The sequence below is a fragment of the Kytococcus aerolatus genome, assembly GCF_900187395.1.
In the GTDB taxonomy this organism is placed as follows: Bacteria; Actinomycetota; Actinomycetes; order Actinomycetales; family Dermatophilaceae; genus Kytococcus; species Kytococcus aerolatus.
In genome coordinates this window covers 129,940-153,701 of record NZ_FYEZ01000002.1, presented here as the reverse complement: position 1 = coordinate 153,701, position 23,762 = coordinate 129,940, and the positions used below count along the sequence as shown (strand labels likewise).

Annotated in this window: 18 protein-coding genes and 3 tRNA genes; 14 read left to right on the top strand and 7 right to left on the bottom strand. The window is 71.1% G+C overall.

Annotation, left to right across the window (positions count from 1 at the left end):
• Positions 1 to 90: 90 nt before the first annotated feature.
• Together CFT82_RS07675 and CFT82_RS07670 are read right to left on the bottom strand one after the other, a co-directional pair.
• Positions 91 to 1,713, bottom strand: a complete 1,623-nt coding sequence (locus tag CFT82_RS07675) for a GTPase (RefSeq protein WP_234994351.1) — start codon at positions 1,711 to 1,713, stop codon at positions 91 to 93.
• Positions 1,710 to 3,422, bottom strand: coding sequence for a P-loop NTPase family protein (locus CFT82_RS07670; protein WP_088818497.1), 1,713 nt, complete (start codon positions 3,420 to 3,422; stop codon positions 1,710 to 1,712). The genes CFT82_RS07675 and CFT82_RS07670 overlap by 4 nt, the downstream gene beginning before the upstream one ends.
• A 340-nt stretch (positions 3,423 to 3,762) precedes the next feature.
• On the opposite strand from CFT82_RS07670, the gene CFT82_RS07665 reads away from it, so the two are divergent.
• The 10 genes from CFT82_RS07665 (at position 3,763) to CFT82_RS07615 (ending at position 11,442) form a co-directional block, all read left to right on the top strand.
• On the top strand, positions 3,763 to 4,797 hold the full coding sequence (locus CFT82_RS07665) for a tyrosine-type recombinase/integrase (RefSeq protein WP_234994350.1): 1,035 nt from the start codon (positions 3,763 to 3,765) through the stop codon (positions 4,795 to 4,797).
• 208 nt (positions 4,798 to 5,005) lie between these two features.
• A complete protein-coding gene (locus CFT82_RS07660; protein ID WP_234994349.1) occupies positions 5,006 to 5,218 on the top strand; it encodes a helix-turn-helix domain-containing protein in 213 nt (70 codons plus the stop codon).
• The gene (locus CFT82_RS07655) at positions 5,215 to 5,565 is read left to right on the top strand and encodes a hypothetical protein (RefSeq protein WP_088818495.1); all 351 of its coding nucleotides are present in this window, start codon (positions 5,215 to 5,217) and stop codon (positions 5,563 to 5,565) included. Before CFT82_RS07660 ends, CFT82_RS07655 begins: the two co-directional genes overlap by 4 nt.
• Before the next feature lie 40 nt (positions 5,566 to 5,605).
• Entirely contained in the window at positions 5,606 to 5,929 is a 324-nt protein-coding gene (locus CFT82_RS07650) for a hypothetical protein (RefSeq protein WP_088818494.1), read from the top strand.
• A complete protein-coding gene (locus CFT82_RS11895; protein ID WP_200815096.1) occupies positions 5,926 to 8,064 on the top strand; it encodes a hypothetical protein in 2,139 nt (712 codons plus the stop codon). Before CFT82_RS07650 ends, CFT82_RS11895 begins: the two co-directional genes overlap by 4 nt.
• A complete protein-coding gene (locus CFT82_RS07640; RefSeq protein ID WP_088818493.1) occupies positions 8,061 to 8,270 on the top strand; it encodes a hypothetical protein in 210 nt (69 codons plus the stop codon). The genes CFT82_RS11895 and CFT82_RS07640 overlap by 4 nt, the downstream gene beginning before the upstream one ends.
• The gene (locus tag CFT82_RS07635; protein ID WP_088818492.1) at positions 8,270 to 8,539 is read left to right on the top strand and encodes a hypothetical protein; all 270 of its coding nucleotides are present in this window, start codon (positions 8,270 to 8,272) and stop codon (positions 8,537 to 8,539) included. The genes CFT82_RS07640 and CFT82_RS07635 overlap by 1 nt, the downstream gene beginning before the upstream one ends.
• 97 nt (positions 8,540 to 8,636) lie before the next feature.
• Positions 8,637 to 9,446, top strand: coding sequence for a hypothetical protein (locus tag CFT82_RS12210; RefSeq protein ID WP_088818491.1), 810 nt, complete (start codon positions 8,637 to 8,639; stop codon positions 9,444 to 9,446).
• A 1-nt stretch (position 9,447) separates the two neighbouring features.
• A complete protein-coding gene (locus CFT82_RS12355; protein ID WP_088818490.1) occupies positions 9,448 to 9,723 on the top strand; it encodes an HNH endonuclease signature motif containing protein in 276 nt (91 codons plus the stop codon).
• 309 nt (positions 9,724 to 10,032) lie between these two features.
• Complete coding sequence (locus tag CFT82_RS07615; RefSeq protein ID WP_088818488.1) at positions 10,033 to 11,442, top strand: hypothetical protein; 1,410 nt, start codon at positions 10,033 to 10,035, stop codon at positions 11,440 to 11,442.
• Between the two features lie 1,502 nt (positions 11,443 to 12,944).
• Here the strand turns inward: CFT82_RS07615 and CFT82_RS07610 are convergent.
• Positions 12,945 to 13,017: transfer RNA gene (locus CFT82_RS07610), tRNA-Arg, on the bottom strand.
• 60 nt (positions 13,018 to 13,077) lie between these two features.
• Positions 13,078 to 14,007 (bottom strand): PrsW family intramembrane metalloprotease, encoded by a 930-nt coding sequence (locus CFT82_RS07605; protein ID WP_088818487.1) that lies wholly within the window; start codon positions 14,005 to 14,007, stop codon positions 13,078 to 13,080.
• A gap of 358 nt (positions 14,008 to 14,365) precedes the next feature.
• On the opposite strand from CFT82_RS07605, the gene orn reads away from it, so the two are divergent.
• Entirely contained in the window at positions 14,366 to 15,055 is a 690-nt protein-coding gene (gene orn, locus CFT82_RS07595) for an oligoribonuclease (RefSeq protein ID WP_407656029.1), read from the top strand.
• A gap of 79 nt (positions 15,056 to 15,134) precedes the next feature.
• Positions 15,135 to 15,210, top strand: a tRNA-His gene (locus CFT82_RS07590).
• A gap of 49 nt (positions 15,211 to 15,259) precedes the next feature.
• Here the strand turns inward: CFT82_RS07590 and CFT82_RS07585 are convergent.
• Positions 15,260 to 16,561 (bottom strand): YihY/virulence factor BrkB family protein, encoded by a 1,302-nt coding sequence (locus CFT82_RS07585; RefSeq protein ID WP_088818485.1) that lies wholly within the window; start codon positions 16,559 to 16,561, stop codon positions 15,260 to 15,262.
• A 163-nt stretch (positions 16,562 to 16,724) separates the two neighbouring features.
• Here CFT82_RS07585 and CFT82_RS07580 point away from each other — a divergent pair.
• Both CFT82_RS07580 and CFT82_RS07575 read left to right on the top strand, forming a co-directional pair.
• Positions 16,725 to 16,797, top strand: a tRNA-Lys gene (locus tag CFT82_RS07580).
• Positions 16,798 to 17,054: 257 nt separating this feature from the next.
• Positions 17,055 to 17,303: a WhiB family transcriptional regulator gene (locus tag CFT82_RS07575; RefSeq protein WP_159461891.1), complete on the top strand. Its 249-nt coding sequence runs from the start codon at positions 17,055 to 17,057 to the stop codon at positions 17,301 to 17,303.
• A 37-nt stretch (positions 17,304 to 17,340) separates the two neighbouring features.
• On the opposite strand, the gene CFT82_RS07570 is transcribed toward CFT82_RS07575, so the two are convergent.
• Positions 17,341 to 18,756, bottom strand: a complete 1,416-nt coding sequence (locus CFT82_RS07570; RefSeq protein WP_234994348.1) for a sensor histidine kinase — start codon at positions 18,754 to 18,756, stop codon at positions 17,341 to 17,343.
• A gap of 65 nt (positions 18,757 to 18,821) precedes the next feature.
• Positions 18,822 to 23,708 (bottom strand): NAD-glutamate dehydrogenase, encoded by a 4,887-nt coding sequence (locus CFT82_RS07565; protein ID WP_088818483.1) that lies wholly within the window; start codon positions 23,706 to 23,708, stop codon positions 18,822 to 18,824.
• Between the last annotated feature and the right edge of the window lie 54 nt (positions 23,709 to 23,762).

The following is a 23,762-nucleotide window of genomic DNA, read 5'->3' as shown; positions in this document are numbered from 1 at the left end:
GTGGCCCGGCGACCCCCGGGGACGAGCGAGGGCCCCGGCCACCCTGTGGGTGGGCCGAGGCCCTCGGAGAGGTCCTCACAGCGCCGCGGCTCAGGCCAGCGCGCGCTGCAGGTGCTCCCGGGTGCTGCGGTGCCGGTCGAGCACCTCGCGCACCGGCTGGACGATGCTCTCCTGCGCCACGCCGGAGATCGCCTGCTCCATCTCCCGGGCGACCTGCCGGCGTCGCCGCCGGGCGCTGAACCCGGCGAGGAAGCGACTGATCATCGCCACGAGCAGGCCACCGGCCACGCCACCGGCCAGGAGGATCACCGGCCAGGGCACCCCGTACCAGGTGGGCACGTCGGCCAGCGGGAAGGCCAGGAAGCTCTCCAGGACGAAGGTGGCCACCAGCCAGAGCAGCCCGGCCACCGCGCAGGCGAGGAGCAGCCACTGGAGGATGCCAACCACCGGCCACCACCAGCTCGACCGCTGCTGGACCCCGGTCCGGCGCACGGAGCCGTCCAGCTCGGCCGAGAGCTGCTCGGCGGGGGGCACGGCGGCTTCCATCACGGCCTCGGCCCAGCGGCGGGGCAGGCCCTCACCGGCGGCGTCGCCCACCTCTCGGCAGGCGAGGTCCACCGCGGACCGGGCGGCCGGGGTGGCCTGCGGGATCGAGCTCGGCCCCAGACCGCCGGAGCCATCCCGCCCACCGTCCAGGTGAAGGCGCTTCAGCGGGTCCGGGGTCAGGTGCCGCACCCACCGCGTGACCGGCCAGCCGGTGGCGGCGTTCGCGCGGCGCAGGTGGTCGGCCTCCACGGCCTTGAGCACGGTCGGCACCCCGGCGGCACGGCTCAGCGCCGGCACCAGCCGGGAGTCGAGGATCCCCGCCGGGTCCGGGTCGTGCTCGGCCACGGAGTCCAGCAGGGCCTCGGCCGAGGTGCGCACGTCGCCCAGCAGGCGGGCCCGGACGGCCTCCTTCTCAGCCACGATCCGGGCCAGCAGCGAGCGCAGGGACTCCAGCCCCAGCCCGGTCTTCGCCGAGATCGGCAGGACCTCCACGTCACCGACTCCGTCGCGCTCCAGCAGCCCGCGCAGGTCGCTGACGACGGCCTCCCGGTCGGCCGGCGAGAGCAGGTCGGCCTGGTTGAGCACCACCACCATCACCGTGCCGTGGTGGCGCCGCGCCCGGATGTAGTCGTCGTGCATGCGCGCGTCGGCGTACTTCTGCGGGTCGGTCACCCAGAGGAAGAGGTCGGCCATCTCCAGCACCCGGTCGGCCTCGGCGTGATGGGCGGTCTCCCGGGAGTCGAAGTCCGGGAGGTCCAGCAGCACCAGCCCGTCCAGGCCGGCCCCGCGCTCCACCTCGGAGTCCGCGTGGTGGCGGCGGTGCACCCCGATCCAGTCGAGCACCTCCGTGGCCGGGTCGGGCCCCCACACCACGGCCGAGGTGGTCGAGGTCGTCGGGCGACGGATCCCCGGCTCGGTGACGTGCGCCCCGGCCAGGGCGTTGGTCAGCGAGCTCTTGCCCGAGCCGGTCGCACCGGCCAGCGCCACGATGGTGTGGTCACCGGCCAGGGCGGTGCGCTCGTCCACCTTCGCGGAGATGTCCTCGGCCCGCCCCGCGGCCACCGGCTCCAGCTCGCGACCACCGCTCAGGACGGCCTGTCGCAGCTCCTGGGCGCTCTCCCGCAGGCGCCCGCGGCCGTCCATCTCGTCGGCCAGGCGGCGGCTCATCGGTGGGCCTCCACGCGGGCAGCGGCCTCCCGGAGGCGCTGGGCCACCTGGGCGGAGACCCCCACCTCGTCGAGCACGGCGTCGAAGCGCCCGCGCTCCTGCGCGAGCAGGTCCTCCACCCGCTCCATGAGGCGGACGCGGGCGGCAGCGGCCAGCGAGCGGACCGCCTGGTCGCCGAAGATCGCCTCCAGGATGCGCTGGGCCACCACGGCCGAGCCGCCGGCGATGGCGACCTCGCTGCCCAGCAGGGCGCCACCGGTCGAGGCGAAGGCGAGCAGCATGAGCAGTACGCCCAGGCCGTTCACCCCGATGGCCAGGTAGCGGGCCGTGGTGCGCTTGCTCCCGGCCTGCCGGCGAACCATCTCCAGCAGGTCGGACTGCCAGTCGTGCACCAGCGCCTGGGTGCGCTCCCGCACGCCGGCGCCCGGGCGGCTGAGCTCGGGGTGGCGCTCCAGGAGGGCGGCGCCGGCCGGGTCGGCCCGCCAGGCCCGGGCGGTCACGGCTGCGGCCGCCTCCAGCTGCGACTCCAGGAGCTGCGCCACCCCCTCCTCCAGGGCCTCCCCGAGGTCCTCGGTGGCGGCGGTCGGGCGGCGGCCGGTGAAGAAGCCCGCCACGCGGTCCCGCAGACGCCCCACGCCGGCGTCGAGCTGCTTGAAGATCTCGCCGGTCCCCACGAGCTCCTGCCAGCGGGCCAGCACCTCGCCGCGCAGCAGCGTGCCGTCGCTCATGGACTCCTCCACCCGCTCCCGGGCGTCGGCGTGGCCGAGCCGGGCGTCCTCGCGGAGCGCGTCGAGCACCGCCACCTGCGAGTCCACCCCCTGCGCCACCGCGTGGGAGCGACGGTCCAGGGAGGCCAGCGTGCCGGCCAGGGTGCGCCGGATGACGACCTGCCGGGCGTCGGCGTCGTCGGCCAGGTTGTGCAGCCACCCGCGCACGTCGCCGACCTCCTCCGGCGGGAGCAGCCCGTCCTCGGTGAGCTGGGACTCCGGCACCGCGAAGACCGGCGCGTCTCCCAGGCCCTGCTCGCGCAGCATCGCCGAGAAGTCGGTGAGCACCTCGTCCATCGCCCCGGCCGGCACCCGGTCGAGCACGAGGGCCACGGAGGTGCCCCGCTCGGCGGCCTGCAGCAGCATCTGCCAGGGCACGGCGTCGGCGTAGCGGGCGGCGGTGGTCACGAAGATCCAGAGGTCGGCGGCGCCCAGCAGCTGGCGCGCCAGGTCACGGTTGGCCTCGACGACGGAGTCGATGTCCGGGGCGTCGAGCAGCGCCAGCCCCGGGCGCAGGGCGCGGGACTCCACGAGCCGGACGGCGGAGGCGTCCCCCAGGCCGGCCGGCCCGCCGGTGAGGCGGGCCAGCTCGGGCAGGACCCGGTCGGTGGTGAACCAGCCCGCGTCGGCCGGGTGGTGGATCAGCACCGAGGCGCGCGTGGTCGGGCGCAGCACGCCGGAGGTGGTCAGCACGTCCCCCAGCAGGGAGTTCACGAGCGTCGACTTGCCCGCACCGGTCGACCCCCCGACCACGCAGAGCAGCGGCGCGTCGAGATCACGGAGGCGCGGGAGGGCGTAGTCGTCGAGCTGGCGCAGCAGCTGCCCGCGCTGGTCGCGGACCTCCTGCGCGTCAGGCGTCTCCAGCGGGAAGCGCGCGTCGGCGACGGCGCCGCGGAGCTCGCTCACGGCATCGATGAGGGCAGGGTCGAGGCGATCGGTCACGGTGCCACCCTAGGCGGTGGACCGCACCGTGTGCGGCGGGCGAGGAGGCGACCCTCGTCGCACCCGACCGTGTGGCGCCCCCGGCAGGACTCGAACCTGCAACGTCTGCACTCTCGCAGCCCAGCCGTGGGGCCAAATTTCCCCCACTTCCCAGCGATTCTGCCTTCGGCTCGTGGTCATAGGTGGCCACGAGCGGCAACAGGTACACTCTAACTGTTGCACGGTAGGCGCACAAGGAGAGGGGCACGGCGTGGCACCCAAGCGACAGCGACGGGCCTTCGGTGCCCTACGGAAGCTGCCCTCGAGGCGATGGCAAGCGTCCTACACGGGGCCGGACGGCGTGCGACACAACGCGCCCCACACCTTCACCGCAAAGGGAGACGCCGAAGCCTGGCTCAACGCCGAGCGACGCCTCATCGAAACCGAGTCATGGACGGCACCCCACTCCCGGAACACCGTGCGCGTGCCGACGTTCGCGGAGTACGCGGCCTCGTGGATGCAACACCGCGACCTGCGCCCTCGGACCCGCGTTCTCTACGAGGGACTGCTGGACCGCCACCTACTCCCCTCACTCGGAGACCTCCCCCTGACCGCAATCTCTCCCGCCCGCGTGCGCCACTGGCACAACCGCGTGAACACCGGCCCCACCGCAAAGGCCCACGCCTACAGCCTGCTGCGGACGATCCTGCGCTCTGCCATGGACGACGAACTCATAGAGCGCGTCCCGACCCGCATTCGCGGCGCCGGCACCGCCAAGTCGGCTCGCAAGGCACACGTCCTCACCCCAGAACAAGTGGATGCCGCTGCGCAGGCGATACAGCCACGTTTCCGCGCGCTCGTGCTCGTCACGGCGTGGTGCGGCCTTCGGCAAGGCGAGGCACTGGAGCTGCGACGCAAGGACGTTGAGCGCCTGCCCGGCGGCACCTACGTCATCCACGTGCGGCGGGCCGTGGGGCGCGTGCGGGGCGACCTGCGGGTGGGCCTACCCAAGACGGACGCCGGCCTGCGTGACGTGGCCGTGCCACCGCACGTCACCGACACGCTGACGCACCACCTGGCCGAGCACACCGGCCCGGATGCCGAGGCCCTGCTGTGGCCCGCCGCGCGTGACCCCGAGGCGCACCTGTCGCAGTCCACGCTCGCCCCCCAGTGGGCACGCGCCGCTGAGGCTGCAGGGGCACCGGGCACCCGCTGGCACGACCTGCGCCACACCGGCGCGACGCTGGCGGCGATTGCCGGCGCCACGGTGCCCGAACTGATGACCCGCATCGGGCACAGCACTCCCGCCGCTGCCCTCCGTTACCAACACGCCGCCCAGGGCCGAGACGCTGAGATTGCCGAGGCGTTGAGCCGCCTTGCAAACCCATCCAAATAGAACCTCATGGCCAGACATGACCAGACGTGCTACGATTCAAACCGAGGGCACACTGTGGCCGCGCTCAGACCTCAGGGCGCATGAACCGCCACAGGATGGCTGAGAAGCCAAGGGCCGAAAGGCCAACGGAGGATAACGGGGCGCCGGGAAACGCACACGAACGAACTCTAACTCCGGAGTTCATCTCAACCGAGATGGAGCCGGAGTTTTGTCTACCCAGATCCCCACCCCTAGCCGCGACTGGCTGGCCCCCGATGCCGCCGCCGAGCACCTGAACGTCTCACCCCGCACCCTGCGCCGCATGGTCTCCGAGGGGCGCATCCCCGCCTACCGACTGGGCCCGCGTCTCATCCGCTTCGACGTCGCCGACCTCGACGCTGCCCTTCGCCCTATCCCCACGGTTGGGGGCGGTGCCCGATGAGTGCTCCCACCCTCACCCAGAACACCCCCGGGAAGCACGAGACGGGAGACCAGGGCCGGAGCGTGCCCGGCGTCGAGTCGCTGATTCGTGAGGCCGCCGCCCTGTTGCAGAACGCCGGGATGCCCGTGCGACCCGCGAAGCTGCACAAGCTGTGCCGCACCTACGTGAACCGGGTCGCTGGCCGTGGACCGTCTTTCGGCGACTTCCTGGCAAACAGCATCGCCATGCAGGCTCACGAGGCCCGCCGCTTCGATGCCCTCTACTACCGACTGACCTACGCGGACCCCACCGGGGAGACTGCTGCCCGTCGCGCCGACCGCCGAGGCGGTGGTGCCAATGACTGCTGACATGGGTGCGCCCCCCGGAAACGGAGAAAACCGAGGGGCTGTGGAGGAGAACATTCTTGGCGCCGCGTCCGGCCCGCTCACCCACCACGATGATACCGCCTCCGAGGCCGATCTGCTAGCCCTGGCCGACTACGCCTGGCGCTCGGACGTCCTCGTGCTCGTGGCTGTTCGGAACCGTGCCGGACGGTGGCGCCGCGAGCCGTTCCTGTCCCTGACCGGGGCGAGGAACCGGTATCTCAAGGCCCGGCGCAACGGCCTCGAAGCGGTCATGCTCACCTGCGAGCTCAAGGTCACCCACGGCCACACCGAGGCCCTGGAGCGCCTGCAGAACGCCGAGTTCGAGTCCGGCGGTGATGGCCGATGACCGACACCGCCATGCAGCGCATCCACGACGCCCTAGAGGCGGGCGGCTGGGGCCCGGTGAAGCGCGGTGTCGGGTACAGGTTCCGCTGTCCCGCCCACGACGGCGGCGACCGCAACGCCTCGCTCTACCCCGACCACGAGCGCGCCCGGCTCAAGTGCTTCTCGCACGGGTGCCACGACGAAGACATGCTCGAGGCCATCGGCCTGGGCGTGGCCGACCTGTTCGACAACCGGCGCGAGTCCCGCTACGAGTACCGGGCCAGCACAGGCGAGGTCGAAGCCCTGGTGTCCCGGCACTACAAGCCGGACGCCAAGCCCGGCAAGAAGGCCAAGGGCTTCAAGCAAAACGTCAAGGTGAAGTCCTCCACGGTGCTCTACAACCTCACCGCCGTCGCCCAGGCCGTCGCCAACGGTGAGCCCGTCTACTTCGTGGAGGGCGAGTCAGACGTGCACGCGCTGGCCCACCACGGGGCCACGGCCACCACCGCACGGCAAGGCGGCGGGAGCGTCGGCGGCGCCGACCTGACTCCGCTGGCCGGGGCGCACGTCATCGCCGTGATGGACAACGACCCGACCGGGCAGAAGTGGGCCCAGACCCTCACCGAAGGCCTGGCCGCCGTCGGGGCGACCGTGGACCTCACCCGCCCCGCCGTGGACCACGAGGGCGCGGACGTGACCGATCACCTCATGGCCGGTCACACCCTGGACGAGCTCATCCCTGTGGATGACCCGACCGACCCGACCAAGCCCCCGGTCGAGCCGGTCACCCTGGCGGAGTGCCACTCCGTGTTCACCCGGTGGCTCGGGGCCGACTACGACCTGGACGCGCTCGACGTGACGCTGGCCGCTGCTGCGGTGGAGCGGCTCGACGGTGACCCGCTCTGGCTGCTGGTCATCTCCGGTTCGGGCAACGCCAAGACTGAGACCGTGCAGGCCCTCGCCGGGGCCGGGGCACTCCTGACGAGCACCATCCGCTCCGAGGGTGCCCTGTTGTCGGCCACGTCGAAGCGGGAGCGGTCCAAGGCCGCTACTGGTGGCCTGCTGCGGGAGATCGGCGACCGGGGCGTGCTGGTCATCAAGGACGTGACCTCGATTCTGTCCATGCAGCGCGACGCCCGAGCCGAAGTGCTCGGAGCCCTCCGTGAGGTCTACGACGGGTCGTGGACCCGGCACGTCGGCACCGACGGTGGACAATCCCTGTCCTGGGCCGGGCGGGTCGTCGTGGTCGGCGCCGTCACCACCGCGTGGGACAAGGCGCATGCGGTGATCGCCTCGATGGGCGACCGGTTCGTGCTCATCCGCATGGACTCCACCACCGGACGGCAGGCTGCAGGGCGCCGCGCCATCGGCAACACCGGCAGCGAGGTGCAGATGCGCGCCGAGCTCTCCGAGGCGGTCGCCGGAGTCCTGGCCAGGGTGAAGCCCACCGACGGCGTGAACGTCACCGACGAGGAGTCCGACCGGCTGCTAGCCGCCGCCGACCTCGTGACGCTCGCCCGCACCGGTGTCGAGTTCGACTACCGGGGCGACGTCATCGACGCCCACGCACCGGAGATGCCCACCCGGTTCGCCAAGCAACTCGCCCAGGTGGTGCGGGGTGCGGTCGCCATCGGCGTGGACCGTGCCGAGGCGATGCGGTTGGCGGTGCGGTCGGCACGGGACTCCCTGCCGCCGATGCGGTTGGCGATCATTGACGATCTGGCCGCCCACCCGGACTCCACCACGACCGAGGTGCGCAAGCGGATCGGCAAGCCCCGAGCCACGGTGGACCGTCAACTGCAGGCCCTGCACATGCTGGGGGTTCTGGACTGCGACGAGGAGGAGACCCACGTGGCAGGCAAGCCCGGCACCCGGTGGTCCTACCGATTGGCCGAGGGCATCGACCCCGATGCCCTGCGCCCCCTCCGTGTACCAGAAATGTCAGTACCCACCCCCAACCCCCTTGAAGGAGGAGGGAAGAAGAGCGTCAGCAACGAGACCTCACGCCCAGGTACCTACATTTCTGGTACGGACGACCGGCCGATGTGCCCCTGCGGGGACCGCCACCTCGCCGGACAGCGAGAGCTCGACGCTGGGCGGTGCACGCATTGCCAGCGGATCGCGGCGGCGAACGCTCGGGCCGAGGGGGTGCGATGAACCGCGCGAAGTTCACCGACTGGCTGCGGTCGCAGACCTACCGGGACGACCCCGTGGGCGACATCGCCCGTGACCTGACCGCCGACCCGGTAGGCCCCGCCGATGACCACCCCGTGACGGTGCTCGACTACGTCGCGACCGTCGGCGGGACGGCGGCAGCGACAGCCTGCCGAGCCGCCGTGGCCGAATGGGGGGCCGCCCTGTGATGTCACCTGCTGAGGCTCACGCCGCCCTGGCCGTCGCCCTGGCTCGTGCTGCGGCCCGTGGTGAGCACGTCCCGTGTCGTGGCCGTGACGGCCTGCTCTGGGTGTCGGACTCCGCCGAGGATCGCGCCCTGGCCGCAGAGCTCTGCACCGGCTGCCCCGCCCTCGTGGAGTGCGACGCCGTCGGCCAGCACGAGACCTGGAACGTCTGGGCGGGAGTGGACCGTGAAGCCGCCGCCGCAGCCCGACGAGCCGCCCGTCGGAAGGAGTGACCCCATGCCCCCGGCACGCGGCCCCCCGAAAAACACCCCCCACCCCCTACAAACACCCACCCCCCCTTCAATCCCACCGAACATGAGGAGAACCCAAATGGTCACTTATTCTCTGTACACCACCGCCGCGAACAACGTTCGGCGCGCCGCAGACAACCTCGGCGTGAGCCTGCCCACGAAGTACGCGAAGGCCCGCAAGGATGCCCACGCATCCATCGACAAGGCCCGCGCCCTCACCGTCTCCCGCGAAGACCTGGCCGCCGCCGTCGCCGAGGCCCTCCTGGCCGACCGAGACCCCGCCACCGACCCCGACGTGCAGCGCCTCGCCACCCTCCGCGTCCTGGACAACGAGGGGGTGACCGGCAACATGCGCGCCCACGCCGCGCAACTCGACGGGGCCCTCCTCCGAGAGCACCACCAGGCCATCGTCAAGGCATGGGTACCCGTGGTCAACGCGGCAGGGGCCACCATCGCCAAGGCCCGAGACGCCCTCGGCCCCTTCGACCCGGCCGACGCCGGCCACGGGGGACGCATCCCGGCACAGCACGTCCGCACCTGGGCAGACGCCCGCGACGCCGTGACAGTGATGCGCCACGCCCTGACCGGAGTGCGGTCCCTCGGCCAGGTGGACGGGCTGCCGACCCTCGGCGGCAGGCTCGGACACCTGCTCCCGTTCTACGATCTCGACCACACGCAGGTGACGGAGTATCACGGAAGCACCGCACTGTGGGAGCCGATCTTCGACGGCCACGACGTCGACTTCGTGACGCTCACCGGATACGCGCAGCGCCTGCAGAAGCTGCGCGACGAGCGCGAGAAGGCCGCCGCCGAGCACGCCGCCAACACGGACAACTTCGGCCAGCCGCGCCCCAAGAAGGGCACGTTCGTGATTGGGCTTCACGGCTGACATGCCCTTTCAGACGTCAGCGATCCGGGACCGCGCGCGGAAGCGCATCGCAGCCCGAGTCCGAGCCGGTGAGCCATGCGGGCTGTGCGGCGAGCCCATCGACCTGGGATTGCGATACCCGGATCCGCGCTCGTTCGTGGTTGACCACATCATCCCGACTGCACGCGGCGGCAGCGATGACTACACGTCGCTGCGCCCCGCGCACGCGAGCTGCAACCGAACACGCAGCGACGGACCCGACGGCACAGTCGGAACCAACAGCGGCGCGCTCGGCTGACCAACAATCGAGAGGGGGAGGGGAACTCCACCGCCCCTCCCCCCTCGCCCCGCCGCTCTTGGCGTAGGAATAGATCTGGAGGCCCTGAATGACCCAGCACCTTCCCCCTGACGATGTAGCCCGCCTGGAGGCCTTGAGGGGCCGCCTTGAGGCTGTTCTGAGCGACCCTGAGACCACCCCTCGCGACCTTGCGACGGTGGCGCGTGAGTACCGCATCCTCGTCACGAAATTGGCGGAGACTGCCCCTGCTGCTGGCAAGTCGTCGCCCTTGGATGAGATTGCAGCTGCCCGTCGGAAGCGGAAGGGCGCATGATGACCGAGCCGACGTTCTCCCGTGTCCCGGAGGGTGATGAGACGACCGGCAACGAGTGCGCGGCCCTGGCCCGCGCGTACGGGATCGGTCTGGATGATTGGCAGGCCGAGGTGGTGCGCGGCATCCTCCGCGAGTCCGGGGGCACTTGGTCTGCATCCGTGGCTGGCCTCGTGGTCGGTCGCCAAAACGGGAAGGGACAAATCCTGGCCGCATTGGAGTTGTATGGGCTGTGTGTCCTGGGTGAGAACATTCTGCACACCGCGCACGCCGTAAAGACGTCCTCCGACGCATTCCGCCGGCTTTGGTCGGTGATTCAGGCTCACGATGACCTGTCCCGCCTCGTGGAGCGCCATTCTCAAATGATCGGCGCGGAGTACATTGCCTTGTCGAGTGGTGGCCGCATCGCCTTCACGACTCGGAGTGCGTCGGCTGGACGCGGCCTGTCCGTCGACCGATTGGTGGTGGACGAGGCCGAAGACCTGCCTGCGGCCGAGGTGGGCGCACTGGCCCCGACCGTGTTTTCCCGCCCGCACGCCCAGTCGCTCTATTTTGGGACGGCGCCGGGACCGATGCACGACGCCGAGAGTTTCCGCACGATGCGGCAGTCGGCCCATGACGGGACCAACCCTCGATTGGCATGGTTTGAGTGGTGCGCGGAGTGGGGCGCCGACGTGGACGACGAGGAGTTGTGGCGGGCGGTGAATCCGGCTGTTGCCTCGGGGCGTGTCCCGCTGGAGGCCGTCCGCAACGACCGGTCGGTCCTGCCGGTGGACCAGTTTAAGGCCGAGCGCTTGTCGATGTGGGCGCCGCACCAGATCAGCGACCATGCCGTGTTTGACCACAGTGTCTGGGCCGACCTGGAAGACCGGCAGTCCGAGCCCCACCAGCGGATCGTGGTTGGGTTGGACGCGCCCCCGTCCCGGGATAAAGCCACGGTGTGCCTCGCTGCGATCCGTGAGGACGGGCTGAACCATGTTGAGTGGTACACCACCGAGGAGGGCATCTCGTGGCTTCCGGAATGGGTCGCCGTGCGGATGGTCCGTGGTGTCCGTGCTGTCGTGATCGATGAGCGGTCCCCGTTGGCGGAACTCGACTGGAGGGCCGCTGGGGTGCGTCTCACTCTGGCCGGTTCGCGGGATGTGTCTGAGGCCGCCGGTGGCATGTGGGACGCGGTGCATGACCGCAAGCTGCGTCATCGCGGCCAGGTGGAGTTGTCTCGTGGCGTGCTGGATGCCAGGACCCGACCCATGCGGGGCGGGCAGGCCTTCGCATGGGATCGGAAAGCGCCCGGTTCGTCTGCGTTGATCGCGGCGTCGCTGGCCTTGTGGGGCGTGCAGGCTGACTCGGTGAAGCGGCCCACGGTGAGGAAGCCGGGCGAGTCCGGGCGCCGCGCCGTCGTGCTGTGATGGCGGGGGCGTGGTCAGCGATGATGCCGAGGTAGGAGCGGTGGCTGTCGAGAATCTTCAGATCTGAAGATTTCGCGGCCCCGTAGGCCCACCGTCCGCCGTCGTCAGTGATGTCGTAGGCGGCTGGAGACTTCTGCGGCACATGCCGCAGAAGTCCCAGGGCACGGGCCGGTGAATGGTCTGGCTCCACGGAGCCCAACCAGTCCACCCCCACCACCAATGAACTCGCAGGCGTCGGTTCTGCGTCACATGCCGCAGAACCGACCGTGCGAGGCTTCTGCGTCACATGCCGCAGAAGCCTCCGGGCGCAACCGTCACGAACTCGGAGCGATGGTCGAGCGATAAGGGTGCGGCAGGTGCCGCAACCTTATCCGGGCGCAACCGAACTTCCGCCGTCGTCAGTGACGCCGTAGGCAGCGGCGAGGCGGCGGGCCGGGAGGCTTCCTGCTCATTTGAGCAGGAAGCCTCCACTCCCACCTCCACCAACGACGTCGTGGCCGACGCCGTGGTTTCCGATCATCCGATCGGAGCCCAGAGCCCGGCAGGTGCATGCGGACCGGCAGGTGTTCAGAAATGAACAGGTGACCCATTTGGGTCACCTGCCCCGTCGAGGTGAGCGACTGGGGAATTTCCCCAGTCGGCCACCCGAGCCTCTTCCGATGGTCGAGTCGGCCCTGCGACTCAGACCTCCGCGATGAGGTGCGGAACTTTCCGCACCTGTCGGACCGCCAGCACGCCGAGCGGACCGGGACCACGCATCCGACAGTGGCGCAGGCTCGATCCTCACTGGAGTCCAAGGGGCAACTGGAAAGTTTTACCAGTCGAACTTCGGCAGACGGACGTGAGCGCCCTGCGACTCAGACCTCCGCGATGAGGTGGGACATTTGTCCCACCTGCTCCCACCCCAACCCCCGCCGTGGATCGCTCCACCGGCGAGGTGCGCGAACACAAGAGCGCCCCCACCTGGACTGGCCGGGTGGGGGCGCTGCTGCGGGTGCGGGGTCGGGGAAGGCGCGGACTGCCTGAAGGCAGAGAGACTGCTGGCGAACCCTCCCCAAAGAAACCGCTTCACCCTGTCCGCCCGGGCACGACTCTTGGCCCGCTGCCTTCGGGGGCAACGGGCTTCATCGTCGGACCCCAGACATGCTGTGCACGACATGTGAGGGGCGGTCCCTGCCGGTTCAGAGACCTCGGAAGCGATCACCGGGCGCGCATCTTGTGTGCCCTGTCTCGGGCGCGGGGGAGGCGCTTTCCAGCCCCGCTGTGGGGCCGTCAGGCGTCGGGAGCGTCCTCCGCCGCAGCGGCGATCCACGCGGCCACGGCTTCCAAAACGGGTAGCATTCGGTCCACGGCTGGACCTCCTATCCAGTCGTCGGGCCCCGGGGTGCTCCAACACCTGCGGGGCCGTTCTATGCGCGCGCCTACCGCACGCATGTTGCACGGGAAGCGAGAAAGTCCCGCCGATCCCAACAGATTCGTTGGAATGGCGGGACTTTTGAGAGCGCCCCCGGCAGGACTCGAACCTGCAACCTACGGATTAGAAGGCCGGTGCTCTATCCGTTGAGCTACGGGGGCCGGCGGCGCACAGTGTAGGTGCTCGCCCGACCACCGGGCCCCGGTCGCTCAGCGGGGAGCTTACGGTCCGGGTGCCCCCGGAGGGATGGTGCGGACGGTCGGGGCGACCGGCCCGAATCCCTGCCGCAGCTGGTCCAGGTGGCCGAGGAACTCCTCCTGCCGGAGCACGTCGTAGGTCTCCCAGTGCGGGGTCGCGCGCGTCCCCACCGCCCCCTTGGCGCGGTGTCGGTGGTCGAGCCGCGCCCGCAGGTGGGCCAGCCGCGTGGCCGAGGACTGGAAGTCCCGCATGGCCCGCTCCCCGGACGCTCCCCGCGCGTGACGGGCCCACTCCTTGGCCCGCCGGCGCTCGGCACGGTCACCGAGCATCCGCGCCTCCGCCGGGGAGATGCGCCCGGAGCGCACGTACGGCGCAAGGTGGTGGCTCACCTGCCGCAGCTCCCGCCCCCGCACCCACCAGATGAGCCACAGGAAGCCGACGAAGACCGGCACCTCGAAGAGGAAGTAGACCGCCAGCCCCACCGCCCCGAGGGTGGTCGAGAAGTTCCAGATGGCGTGCAGCGACACGGCCCCGACCCAGCCCAGGAAGGGCAGCGCCCAGGAGCCCGCCGCTCCGGACCGGACCGCGCGCCCCACCCCGATGCCGATGCACACCGTGAAGAGGGGGTGCGCGAACGGGCTGAACAGGCCACGCAGGACGAAGGTGGCGGTCACACCCCCGGCACCGGCCTCCGCACCGGCCATCCCGAAGTACAGGATGTTCTCCACGAAGGCGAACCCGGCCGCCGTGACCCCCGCGTAGACGATGCCATCGACCACCCCGTCGATCGTGCGGGGGCGCAACCACCACAGCCCCAGGAGGAGGATGCCCTTGAGGGACTCCTCCACGAAGGGCGCGACGAAGACCGGGGTGACGAACTCGGGGTCCATCGCCAGCGCCGCGGCCAGGGCGTACCCGATCTCGTTGCCCAGCATGGCGAACCCGGTGGCCACCACGGCCCCCAGGCGAAGGCGGCGGCGAGCAGCCAGCCGGGCTCCCGCTCGAAGGAGTCCAGCCACAGGAAGACCGGGAGCACGATGCAGACCGGCACGAGCGCCAGCAGGCCGAAGAGCAGGATCGCCAGCAGCGGGAAGGAGCTCCCGAGCACGAGCACGAGCAGCAGCGCGCCGATCCCGAAGAGCACGGCCAGCGCCACCCCCGCCACCGCGATGAGGACCCAGTTCCGGGGTGGCTTCGGCGCCACGACCGGGCCGGGCCGGGGCGGCAGGTGCGGGGGCGGCTGCGGGGCGGGGTGACTGGTCACGCGACCACGATAGGTGGGCCCGAACCCCCCGTGGCTACGCTGTTCGGGTGACTTCTCCCGGAAACACCCCCCACCCCACGCCGGATGCGACTCCCCCTGCGGGCCCCCTCCCCAACCCGAGCGGGAACCCGCGCGCGCTGAGCGACCGCATCGTGTGGATCGACTGCGAGATGACCGGGCTGGAGTCCGACGACGTCCTCGTGGAGATCGCGGCGCTGGTGACCGACTTCGAACTCAACGTCCTCGGCGAGGGGGTGGACCTGGTGATCCGCCCCGACGACCTGAGCGTGCTGGAGAGCCTCAACCCGGTGGTGCGGAAGATGCACACGACCAGCGGGCTGCTGGAGGAGATCCCGGAGGGCGTGACCGCCGCGGAGGCCGAGCAGAAGGTGCTCGAGTACCTGCGTCAGCACGTCTCGGCCCCCGGCACCGCCCCGCTGGCGGGGAACTCGATCGCCACCGACCGCCGCTTCCTGGCCGCCGAGATGCCCGAGCTGGACGGCTTCCTCCACTACCGGATGATCGACGTCTCCTCGGTGAAGGAGCTGTCCAAGCGCTGGTACCCGCGGGCCTACTTCAACTCCCCGGACAAGGACGGCGGCCACCGCGCCCTGGCCGACATCCGGGAGTCGATCCGCGAGATGGACTACTACCGCCGGGCCGTCTTCGTGGACGCCCCGGGGCCCAGCACCGACGAGGCTCGAGCCGTGGCCGCGGAGGTCTCGCGCGAGGCCTGACACCCTCGATGCACGCTTCACCCCGCACATGGGTTAAGATGCTCTCCGCTGTCCAGCCAGCAGGCTGCCGGCGGCGATGGTGGGCGTAGCTCAGTTGGTAGAGCACCGCGTTGTGGTCGCGGTTGTCGCGGGTTCAAATCCCGTCGCTCACCCCATGTGAAAGGCCCCGGACTCCTCGGAGTCCGGGGCCTTTCTGCGCGTGCGTCAGGCTCGCTGGCCGGTCCGGTAGGCCCGCGAGTCCTCCAGCAGCGCGTCGTACTTCTCCTGCGCCTTGGCGATGTTCTTCTCCGAGCGCACCGGGAGGTCGAACTCGTCCTCCACGTGGGCCCCGTCACCGAGATTGCGCACGCGCAGCACCGCGGCGTCCAGCTCGGCACCCAGCAGGACGACCGTGTTGGTCAGCCAGAGCCAGAGCAGGAAGGCGATGACCACGGCCATGGAGCCGTAGGTGGCGCCGTAGCTCTCGAGGCCGCCCCCGGGGCCCAGGTAGAGCACCAGCCCGACGGAGGCCAGCACCGTCACCACGAAGGCGACGACCGCCCCGGGGGTCAGGACGCGGCGCGGCAGCTTGACGTTGGGGGTGGCCCAGTAGAGCAGCCGGATCAGGAGGATCACCACGAGCGCGGCAACGGGCCACTTGGCCCAGCCCCACACGGTGATGGCGGTGTCACCCAGCCCGACGCGGCCGAGCACGGCGTCGGCGACCGGGCCGCTGAGGACGAAGGACAGCGCGAGCGCCACGACGGCCACGAGCATGATGGCGGTGATGAGCACCATGAGCGGTCGCGCCACCCAGATCGGCCGCCCCTCCTTCACCTCGTAGATGCTGTTCATGGTGCGGCTGAAGGCGTTGGTGTAGTTGGACGCCGACCACAGGGCACCGAGCACACCGATGGCCAGACCGAGCCCGGCGCCGGCGCTCTGCTGCTGCTTCGCGAGGAAGTCCTCGACGAAGGTGAGGGCCTCCTCGGGCGCACCGAGGTCCTGGGCGATGCCGATGAACTGGTCGGTGGTGGCCTGCCCCTGCCCGAACACGCCGAGCAGCGAGACCAGCGCGATGAGGGCCGGGAAGATCGAGAGCACGGCGTAGTAGGTCAGGCCGGCGGCGAGGTCGGTGCACTTGTCCTCGGTGAACGAGTGCAGGGTGCGCTTGGCCACCAGCTTCCAGCCCGCTCCCCCGAGCTCCTTCAGCTTCGTCTCGGGGTCACGCGCAGCCAACGGGGCGTCCAGCTCACGACCGTGGCGGCGACCCGCCGCGTCGCCGTGACCGCGCGTGTCCGCGGGGCCGTCGTCCGCTGCACGGGCCACCGCCTCGCTGGGGCCAGCTGTCCGCCGGCCCCGGGACCCGTCGGTCGCACCCTCGCCCGGGGCACGACCCGCAGGGTCCCCCGTCTCCCAGTCGGCCACCTGGCGTCGACGGCGGTCGGCACGCTCGGCGGCCACGCGCTGCCGGGCCTCGTCCGCGGTCTCCCGGGTGGTCCAGAAATCGTCTTCAGTGGGGGTCATCGTTCCTCGTCATCTCGTCGTCCGGTCAGACCGCCCGAGCCCGCTGGAGCCCTGGCGGAGGTCACGTGTCCAGCCCCATCGTGCACGTCCGACCGGGGCCACGCGAGGTCAGCCAGGCCCGGTTTGCACGATCTCCAGAGCGGCTGTAATGTACTCCCTCGTTGCGCCAATAGCTCAATTGGCAGAGCAGCTGACTCTTAATCAGCGGGTTCGGGGTTCGAGTCCCTGTTGGCGCACTTCGACGGAGAGCCCCGGCCACGGCCGGGGCTCTCCGGTGTGTACGGACCACACCCTGTCACGCAGGGTTCCGCGTGATGACCGCCACAGTTGGCCTCGCACAGCACGCAGACTCTTGCCAAGCAGGGTGACCGCTGTGAGGATGGCACGAGGCCGGCGCAGCGTGGACTGCAGACGAGGGGCCGGACGACCCGAGCTCCGGCCACCGACGGCACGACGTAGATCCGGCGCCCCGGCGCCCGTGAAAGGTGTGAACATGGACTGGCGGAGCAAGGCAGCCTGCCTCGAGGAAGACCCCGAGCTCTTCTTCCCCATCGGCAACACCGGTCCCGCCCTGGAGCAGATCGAGCAGGCCAAGAAGGTCTGTGCACGCTGCGAGGTCGTGGACACCTGTCTGCAGTGGGCCATCGAGAGCGGACAGGACGCCGGTGTCTGGGGCGGACTCTCCGAGGACGAGCGTCGCGCCCTCAAGCGCCGCAACGCCCGCGCCCGCCGCGCCAGCTGATCCCCCGCCCCCACCCGACCCCTCCCCTCGCCGCACGTCAGAGCGCCACGGTGAAGACCGCCCGCGTTCCCTGCGGGCGGGCCGATTCCCACCGGATGGTGCCCCCGAGGTCAGCCACGAGCGCCTCCACGATCTGCCGCCCCAACCCGGTGCCCGAGGCCGCGCGGTCCCCGGTCATGCCGGCCCCGTCGTCCTCGACGGACACCTCCAGCACCCGGTGCTCCCCGACCCGCGCCCGGCGCGCCTCGACGACCACCTGCGAGGCCGCGGCGTGCGTCACGACGTTCTGCGCCAGCTCGCTGACCACCATCGCCACCGCCGAGGCCCGCTCCGAGGGCATCCGCCCCAGCGAGCCGCGCCGCTGGTAGCCCATCCCGCCGCCCTCCCCCACCTCACGGGCCAGCTCGGTGACCGAACGCACGACCCGGTCCACCACCGGGTCGAGGTCCACCTCCTCCTCCGCCGTCTGGGCGAGGCTCTCGTGGACCACGCTGATCGCCCCGAGCCGGTGCATCGCGGTCTCCAGCGCCTCCCGGGCCGCCGGGTCCTCCACCCGCCGGACCTGCAGGCGCAGGAGGGCGGTCACCGTCTGCAGGCTGTTCTTCACCCGGTGGTGGACCTCCCGGACGGACGCCTCGTGGGAGAGCAGCGCCTCCTCACCCCGGCGCAGGCTCGTGACATCCCGCAGCAGCACCACCGCACCGGTCCGGCGCCCCCCGATGACCACCGGGATCGCCCGGACCGCCACCTGCACCACCCCCGTGTCGATCTCTGCCCACCAGGCGGCCCGCCCGGCCAGGACCACCGGCAGGCCCTCGTCCACCGGGCTCAGGGAGCTCGAGGCCGTGCGGGGCAGGTCGGAGACGAGGTCCAGCAGCCGCTGCCCGACGATCCCCTCCCCCACACCGGTCCGGTGCAGCGCCGACACCGCGTTCGGGCTCGCCGAGGTGATCGTGCCCTCGGCGTCGAGGTGGATCACCCCGTCCCCCACCCGCGGCGCCCCGCGACGCCGGCCGGTCGCAGCGGCCACGGTGGGGAACTCCCCCTCGGAGACCATCGTCAGCAGGTCGTCGGCCATGACCCGGTACTGCTGCTCCAGCCGGTGCGGCGAGCGCAGCACCGCCGCCGGCGTGTGGCGGGTCAGGACCGCCACGCAGCGCCGCGCGTGCCGCGAGGTCCGGATCCCCACGACGTCCTCGTCCACGAGCGTGCCCGGGCGCACCTCGCGGGCCCCCACGTGGACCCGACCCCCGCGGGCGGCCGCCCAGTCCATCTGCTCGTCACCGGGACGACGACGGCCCACGACATCCTCGACGAACACCAGGGGTGCCGTCGTGGGACGCGCGTGGGCCACGGCCGACCACTCCTCGGGTGCGCCGTCCCGGCCGGGACGGCGCACCCAGAGGATCAGGTCCGCCAGCGACAGGTCCGCCAGGACCTGCCAGTCCCCCACCAGCAGCCGCAGCCAGTCGAGATCGACATCGCTGAGATCCGCCAGCAGGACGTCGGGGTGCAGGGTCAGGAGCTGGCTCCCAGCCGCACCACCGAGCGGAGCGTGCGCAGGGCCACGCTGAGCGGGGCCACACCCGGCTCCTCGAGCGCCTGGATGTCGCGGAGGGTCGCCTCGGTGCGGGCGAAGGCCTCGCCGTTGGCCTCGGCCCAGGCCTGGACCCGCTCCTCCGGGGTGCCCTCGTGCCCGGAGGCGACGATGGCGCGGAGGAGGTCCAGGTGCACCGCGTACAGGTCGTCGCGCAGCGCGCCGCGGGCCAGCGAGCCCCAGCGGTCGGACTGCGGCAGGCGCGCCACCTCGTTGAGCAGGGCGTCGAAGCCGAACTCCTCCGAGGCCGCGAAGTACAGGCGCGTCAGCTCCTCGACGTCCTGGTCGACCTCGCCGGCCAGGGTGACGACGTCGAGCAGCGAGTAGACGTCCAGCAGGGCCGCCGAGCGGACCGCCAGCTCCTCCGGCACGTCCTGGGCCAGCAGGCCGTCGCGGAACTCCTCGAAGCGCTCCAGCTCCTCGAGCCGCAGCATCTCCGGGACCTTCGGCCCGACCTCGGCGACCGCCGCCCGGAAGCGCTCGATCTCGGCACCGATGTCGAGCTTCGCGGGGCGGTTGCCCACGAACCAGCGCACGGCGCGGTCCAGCAGGCGACGGAACTCGAGGTACATGGTCGTCTGCGCCTCGGTGGGCACCGCGTTGTCCAGCGCCTCGACCTGCTCGACGAAGCCCTTCAGGTCGAAGACCTCGCGGGCGACGACGTAGGCACGGGCCACCTGGGCCGCCTGGGCACCGGTCTCCTCCAGCGCCCGGAAGGCGAAGGTGATGCCACCACGGTTCACCATCGAGTTGACCACGGAGTTCACGATGATCTCGCGACGCAGCGGGTGCTCCAGGATCTGGTCCGCGTGCTTCTCGCCCATCTGCGGGGGCAGGTAGTCGAGCAGCGCGGAGGTGAACCACTCGTCGTCCGGCAGGTCGCTCTCCAGCAGGGCGTCCTTGAGCTGCAGCTTGGCGTAGGCGACCAGGACGGCGAACTCCGGCGAGCTCAGGCCCTCGCCGTTCTCGATCCGCCGGTTCAGCTCGGCCGCCGAGGGCAGGAACTCCAGCGCGCGGTCCAGCCCGGCCTCGCGCTCCAGGAAGCGCATGAGGCGCTGGTGCACCGGGGCCATCTGTGCCGAGCGGGCCCGGGCGTTGCCCAGGAGCACGTTCTGCTCGTAGTTGTCCCGCAGCACGATCCGGGCGACGTCGTCGGTCATCGCGGCGAGGAACTCGTTGCGCTCCTCCAGGTCCAGCTGACCGGACTGCACCATCGTGTTCAGCGGGATCTTGATGTTCACCTCCTGGTCGGAGGAGGCCACACCGGCCGAGTTGTCGATCGCGTCGGTGTTGATGCGCACCCCGTTGCGGGCGGCCTCGATACGACCCAGCTGGGTGGCGCCGAGGTTGCCGCCCTCGCCCACCACCGCGGCCCGGACCTGCTGCCCGGTGATGCGGATGGCGTCGTTCGCGCGGTCGCCCACGCTGGCGTCGGACTCGTCCGAACCCTTGATGTAGGTGCCGATGCCGCCGTTCCACACCAGGTCGACCGGGGCCTGGAGCAGGGCGTGGATGAGCTCGTTGGGCGTCATCGTCTCGACCTCGTCCTCGAGCCCGAGGGCCTCGCGCATCTGCGGGGAGACCGGGACGCTCTTGGCGGAGCGCTCGAACACGCCACCGCCCTCGCTGATCAGCGAGCTGTCGAAGTCGGCCCAGGTGGTCCCGGGGGTCTCGAAGAGACGCTTGCGCTCCGGGTGGGTGGCCGCCGCGTCCGGGTTCGGGTCGACGAAGACGTGCAGGTGGTTGAAGGCACCCACCAGGCGGATGTGCTCCGAGAGCAGCATGCCGTTGCCGAAGACGTCACCGCCCATGTCACCGATGCCGACGACGGTGAAGTCCTCGGTCTGGGTGTCGTGCCCCAGCTCACGGAAGTGGCGCTTCACCGACTCCCACGCACCGCGGGCGGTGATGCCCATGGCCTTGTGGTCGTAACCGGCCGAGCCACCGGAGGCGAAGGCGTCGCCCAGCCAGAAGCCGTAGGACTCGGAGATGGAGTTGGCCAGGTCGGAGAACTTCGCCGTGCCCTTGTCGGCCGCCACCACGAGGTAGGTGTCGTCGCCGTCGTGGCGGACCACGTCACGGGCCGGCACGACCTCGCCGTCGACCAGGTTGTCGGTGACGTCGAGCATGCCGGAGATGAAGCGCGTGTAGGCGCGCTTGCCCTCCTCCATCCAGGCGCCACGGTCCACCGACGGGTCCGGCAGCTGCTTGGCGTAGAAGCCGCCCTTCGAGCCGGTCGGCACGATGACGGCGTTCTTCACCATCTGTGCCTTGACCAGGCCGAGCACCTCGGTGCGGAAGTCCTCCCGACGGTCCGACCAGCGCAGGCCACCGCGGGCGACCGAGCCGTAGCGCAGGTGGACGCCCTCCACGGACGGGCCGTAGACGAAGATCTCGAACATCGGTCGCGGCTCCGGGAGCAGCTCGATGTCCACCGGGCTGAGCTTGAGGGCCACGTACGGCTTCGGCGAGCCGTCGAGGTCCTCCACGTAGAAGCTGGTGCGCAGGGTGCCGCCCAGCACCTCGCGCAGACCGCGCAGGATGCGGTCCTGGTCGAGGCTGGACACCTCCTCCAGCAGGGTGTCGTACTCCCGGAGCACGGGCTCGGCCTCGGCCCGGCGGGCCTCGGGCTCGCCCTCGCGGCTCGGGTCGAAGAGGATCTCGAAGGCCTCGACGAACAGGCCCGCCAGGCGCGGGTTGGCCGTGAGCGCCTCCTCGATGTAGTTCAGCGAGAAGGCCGAACCGGTCTGGCGCAGGTAGCGGGCGTAGGCACGCAGGATGACGATCTGGCGCCAGTCCAGGCCGGCGGTGAGGCTCAGCGCGTTGAGCGAGTCGCTCTCGGCCTGACCGCTCCAGGCGGCCTTGAAGGTCTCCTCGAAGCGGCGAGCGGTCGCCTCGGAGTCATCGGACTCCCACAGCTCGGGGCGGGCGGCGCGCAGGCCGAAGTCGTAGATCCGCGTCGCGTCGCTCTCGTCGCGCACCTCGTAGGGGCGCTCGTCGACGACCTCCAGCCCGAAGTCCGAGAACACCGGGAGGATGTCCGACAGGGTGGCCGGGCCCCGGCGGTAGACCTTGAGGCGACGGTCGGTCGCCGCGGTCTCCTCGTCGTCGTCCGCGTAGAGACGCACGTCGACGTCGTCCTCGCCGTCCAGGCCGTCCAGGCGGCCGAGGTCCTCCAGGGCTTCCTCGGGCGCGAAGTCGTCGCGGTACACCTGCGGCAGGGCCGCCAGGCGCGGGAGCAGGTAGGCGTCGTCGATGCCGTTGGTCTCGCTGATGTGCGTGACCTTCTCGTCCCAGGTCCGGGTGGCCTCGATGAGGCGGCGCTCCAGCTCGGGCAGGTCGATCTCGCCGAAGTCGCGGCCGTCCGGCAGCCGGACCACGAAGCGCAGCTGCGCCATGGTCTGGTCGGTGACGCGGGCGGTGAAGTCGATGAGCTCGGTGTCGAAGTACTCGGCCAGCTCCCGGGTCATCGTGGTGCGGACGTCCGTGTTGTACCGGTCGCGCGGCAGGAAGGCGGTGACGGTGGCATAGCGGCCGAACTCGTCCCGGCGCACCAGCACCGACGGGCGACGGCGCGACTGGATCCACAGGATGTCGTGGGCGATGGCCTCCAGCTCGGCCGGCCCGGTCTGGAAGAGGTCGTCCCGCGGCATCGCCTCGAGGGTGGCCAGCAGGTCCTTGCCGGAGTGGCTGGTGGAGCCGAAGCCGGAGGCGTCGAGGACGGCCTGGACCTTCTCGCGCACCACCGGGATCTCGCGCACCGAGGCGTTGTAGACGGTGGAGGTCAGCAGACCGAGGATGCGGATCTCACCGGTGACCTCGCCCTGCTCGTCGAAGGTGCGCACGCCCACGTAGTCGAGGTGGACGTTGCGGTGCACGGTCGCGCGGCTGTTGGCCTTGGTCAGGGTCACCGGCCGCGGCTCGTGCGCCTTCTCCCGGGCCTCGCGGCGCAGGCGGGAGACGTCGTGGGAGCGCTGGCGGTCGCCGCGCAGGATGCCCAGACCGGTGCCCTGCTCGGCCCGCAGGACGAGCTCGCCGTCCACGGTGTCCAGCGCGTACTCACGGATGCCGAGGAAGGTGAAGTGGTCGTCCACGAGCCACTCGAGGAGGTCGGCCCCCTGGGCGGCCTCCTCGGCGTCGACGGTCGGCGGGGGTGCCTGGCGCAGGGAGCGGGTGAGCTCCGCGGCCTGCTCGCGCATCGGCTCCCAGTCCTCCACCGCCACGCGCACGTCCTCCAGGACACGCTCCAGCTCGGGGCAGACCTCCTGGACGTCGGCCTCGACACCCGCCTGGCGCACGTCGACGTGGATCCAGCTCTCCACGAGCTCGCCGTCGGCCGGCTGCTCGTCGGCGGCCCAGGGGCGCAGCGACTGCAGCTCGCCGTCCGTCCCCCGGGTGACGACGACCTGCGGGTGGACCACCGAGTGGACGTCCCAGCCGAGCCGGTGCAGCTCGTAGGTCACCGAGTCCACCAGGAAGGGCATGTCGTCGGTGACGACCTGGACCCCGGAGCCGTGCTCCCCCTCGAGCACGCGCACGACCGCGGTGGCCGTGTCACGACGGGCACCGGTCTCGAGGTGCTGGGTCGGGATCTCGATGATCTCCTCGACGGTGCGGTCCACCACGTCGGCGTCGTGCACCGCGCTCCAGTAGTGGTCCACCAGCTCGGGGGTCAGCAGTCCCCCGCCGCTCCCGACACGCTCCCCCGCGGCGGCGATCAGCTGCTTGCGCTGCGCGGCCACCTCCTCCGCGTGCTCCTCGGCGGCCGAGCGGTCCTCGTTCGGCACGATGCCGGACTGGGTCGTCATCTGCGAATCATCCTCTTCCTGAGCAGGGCGGGCACAACTCCGTGCCCGGGACGA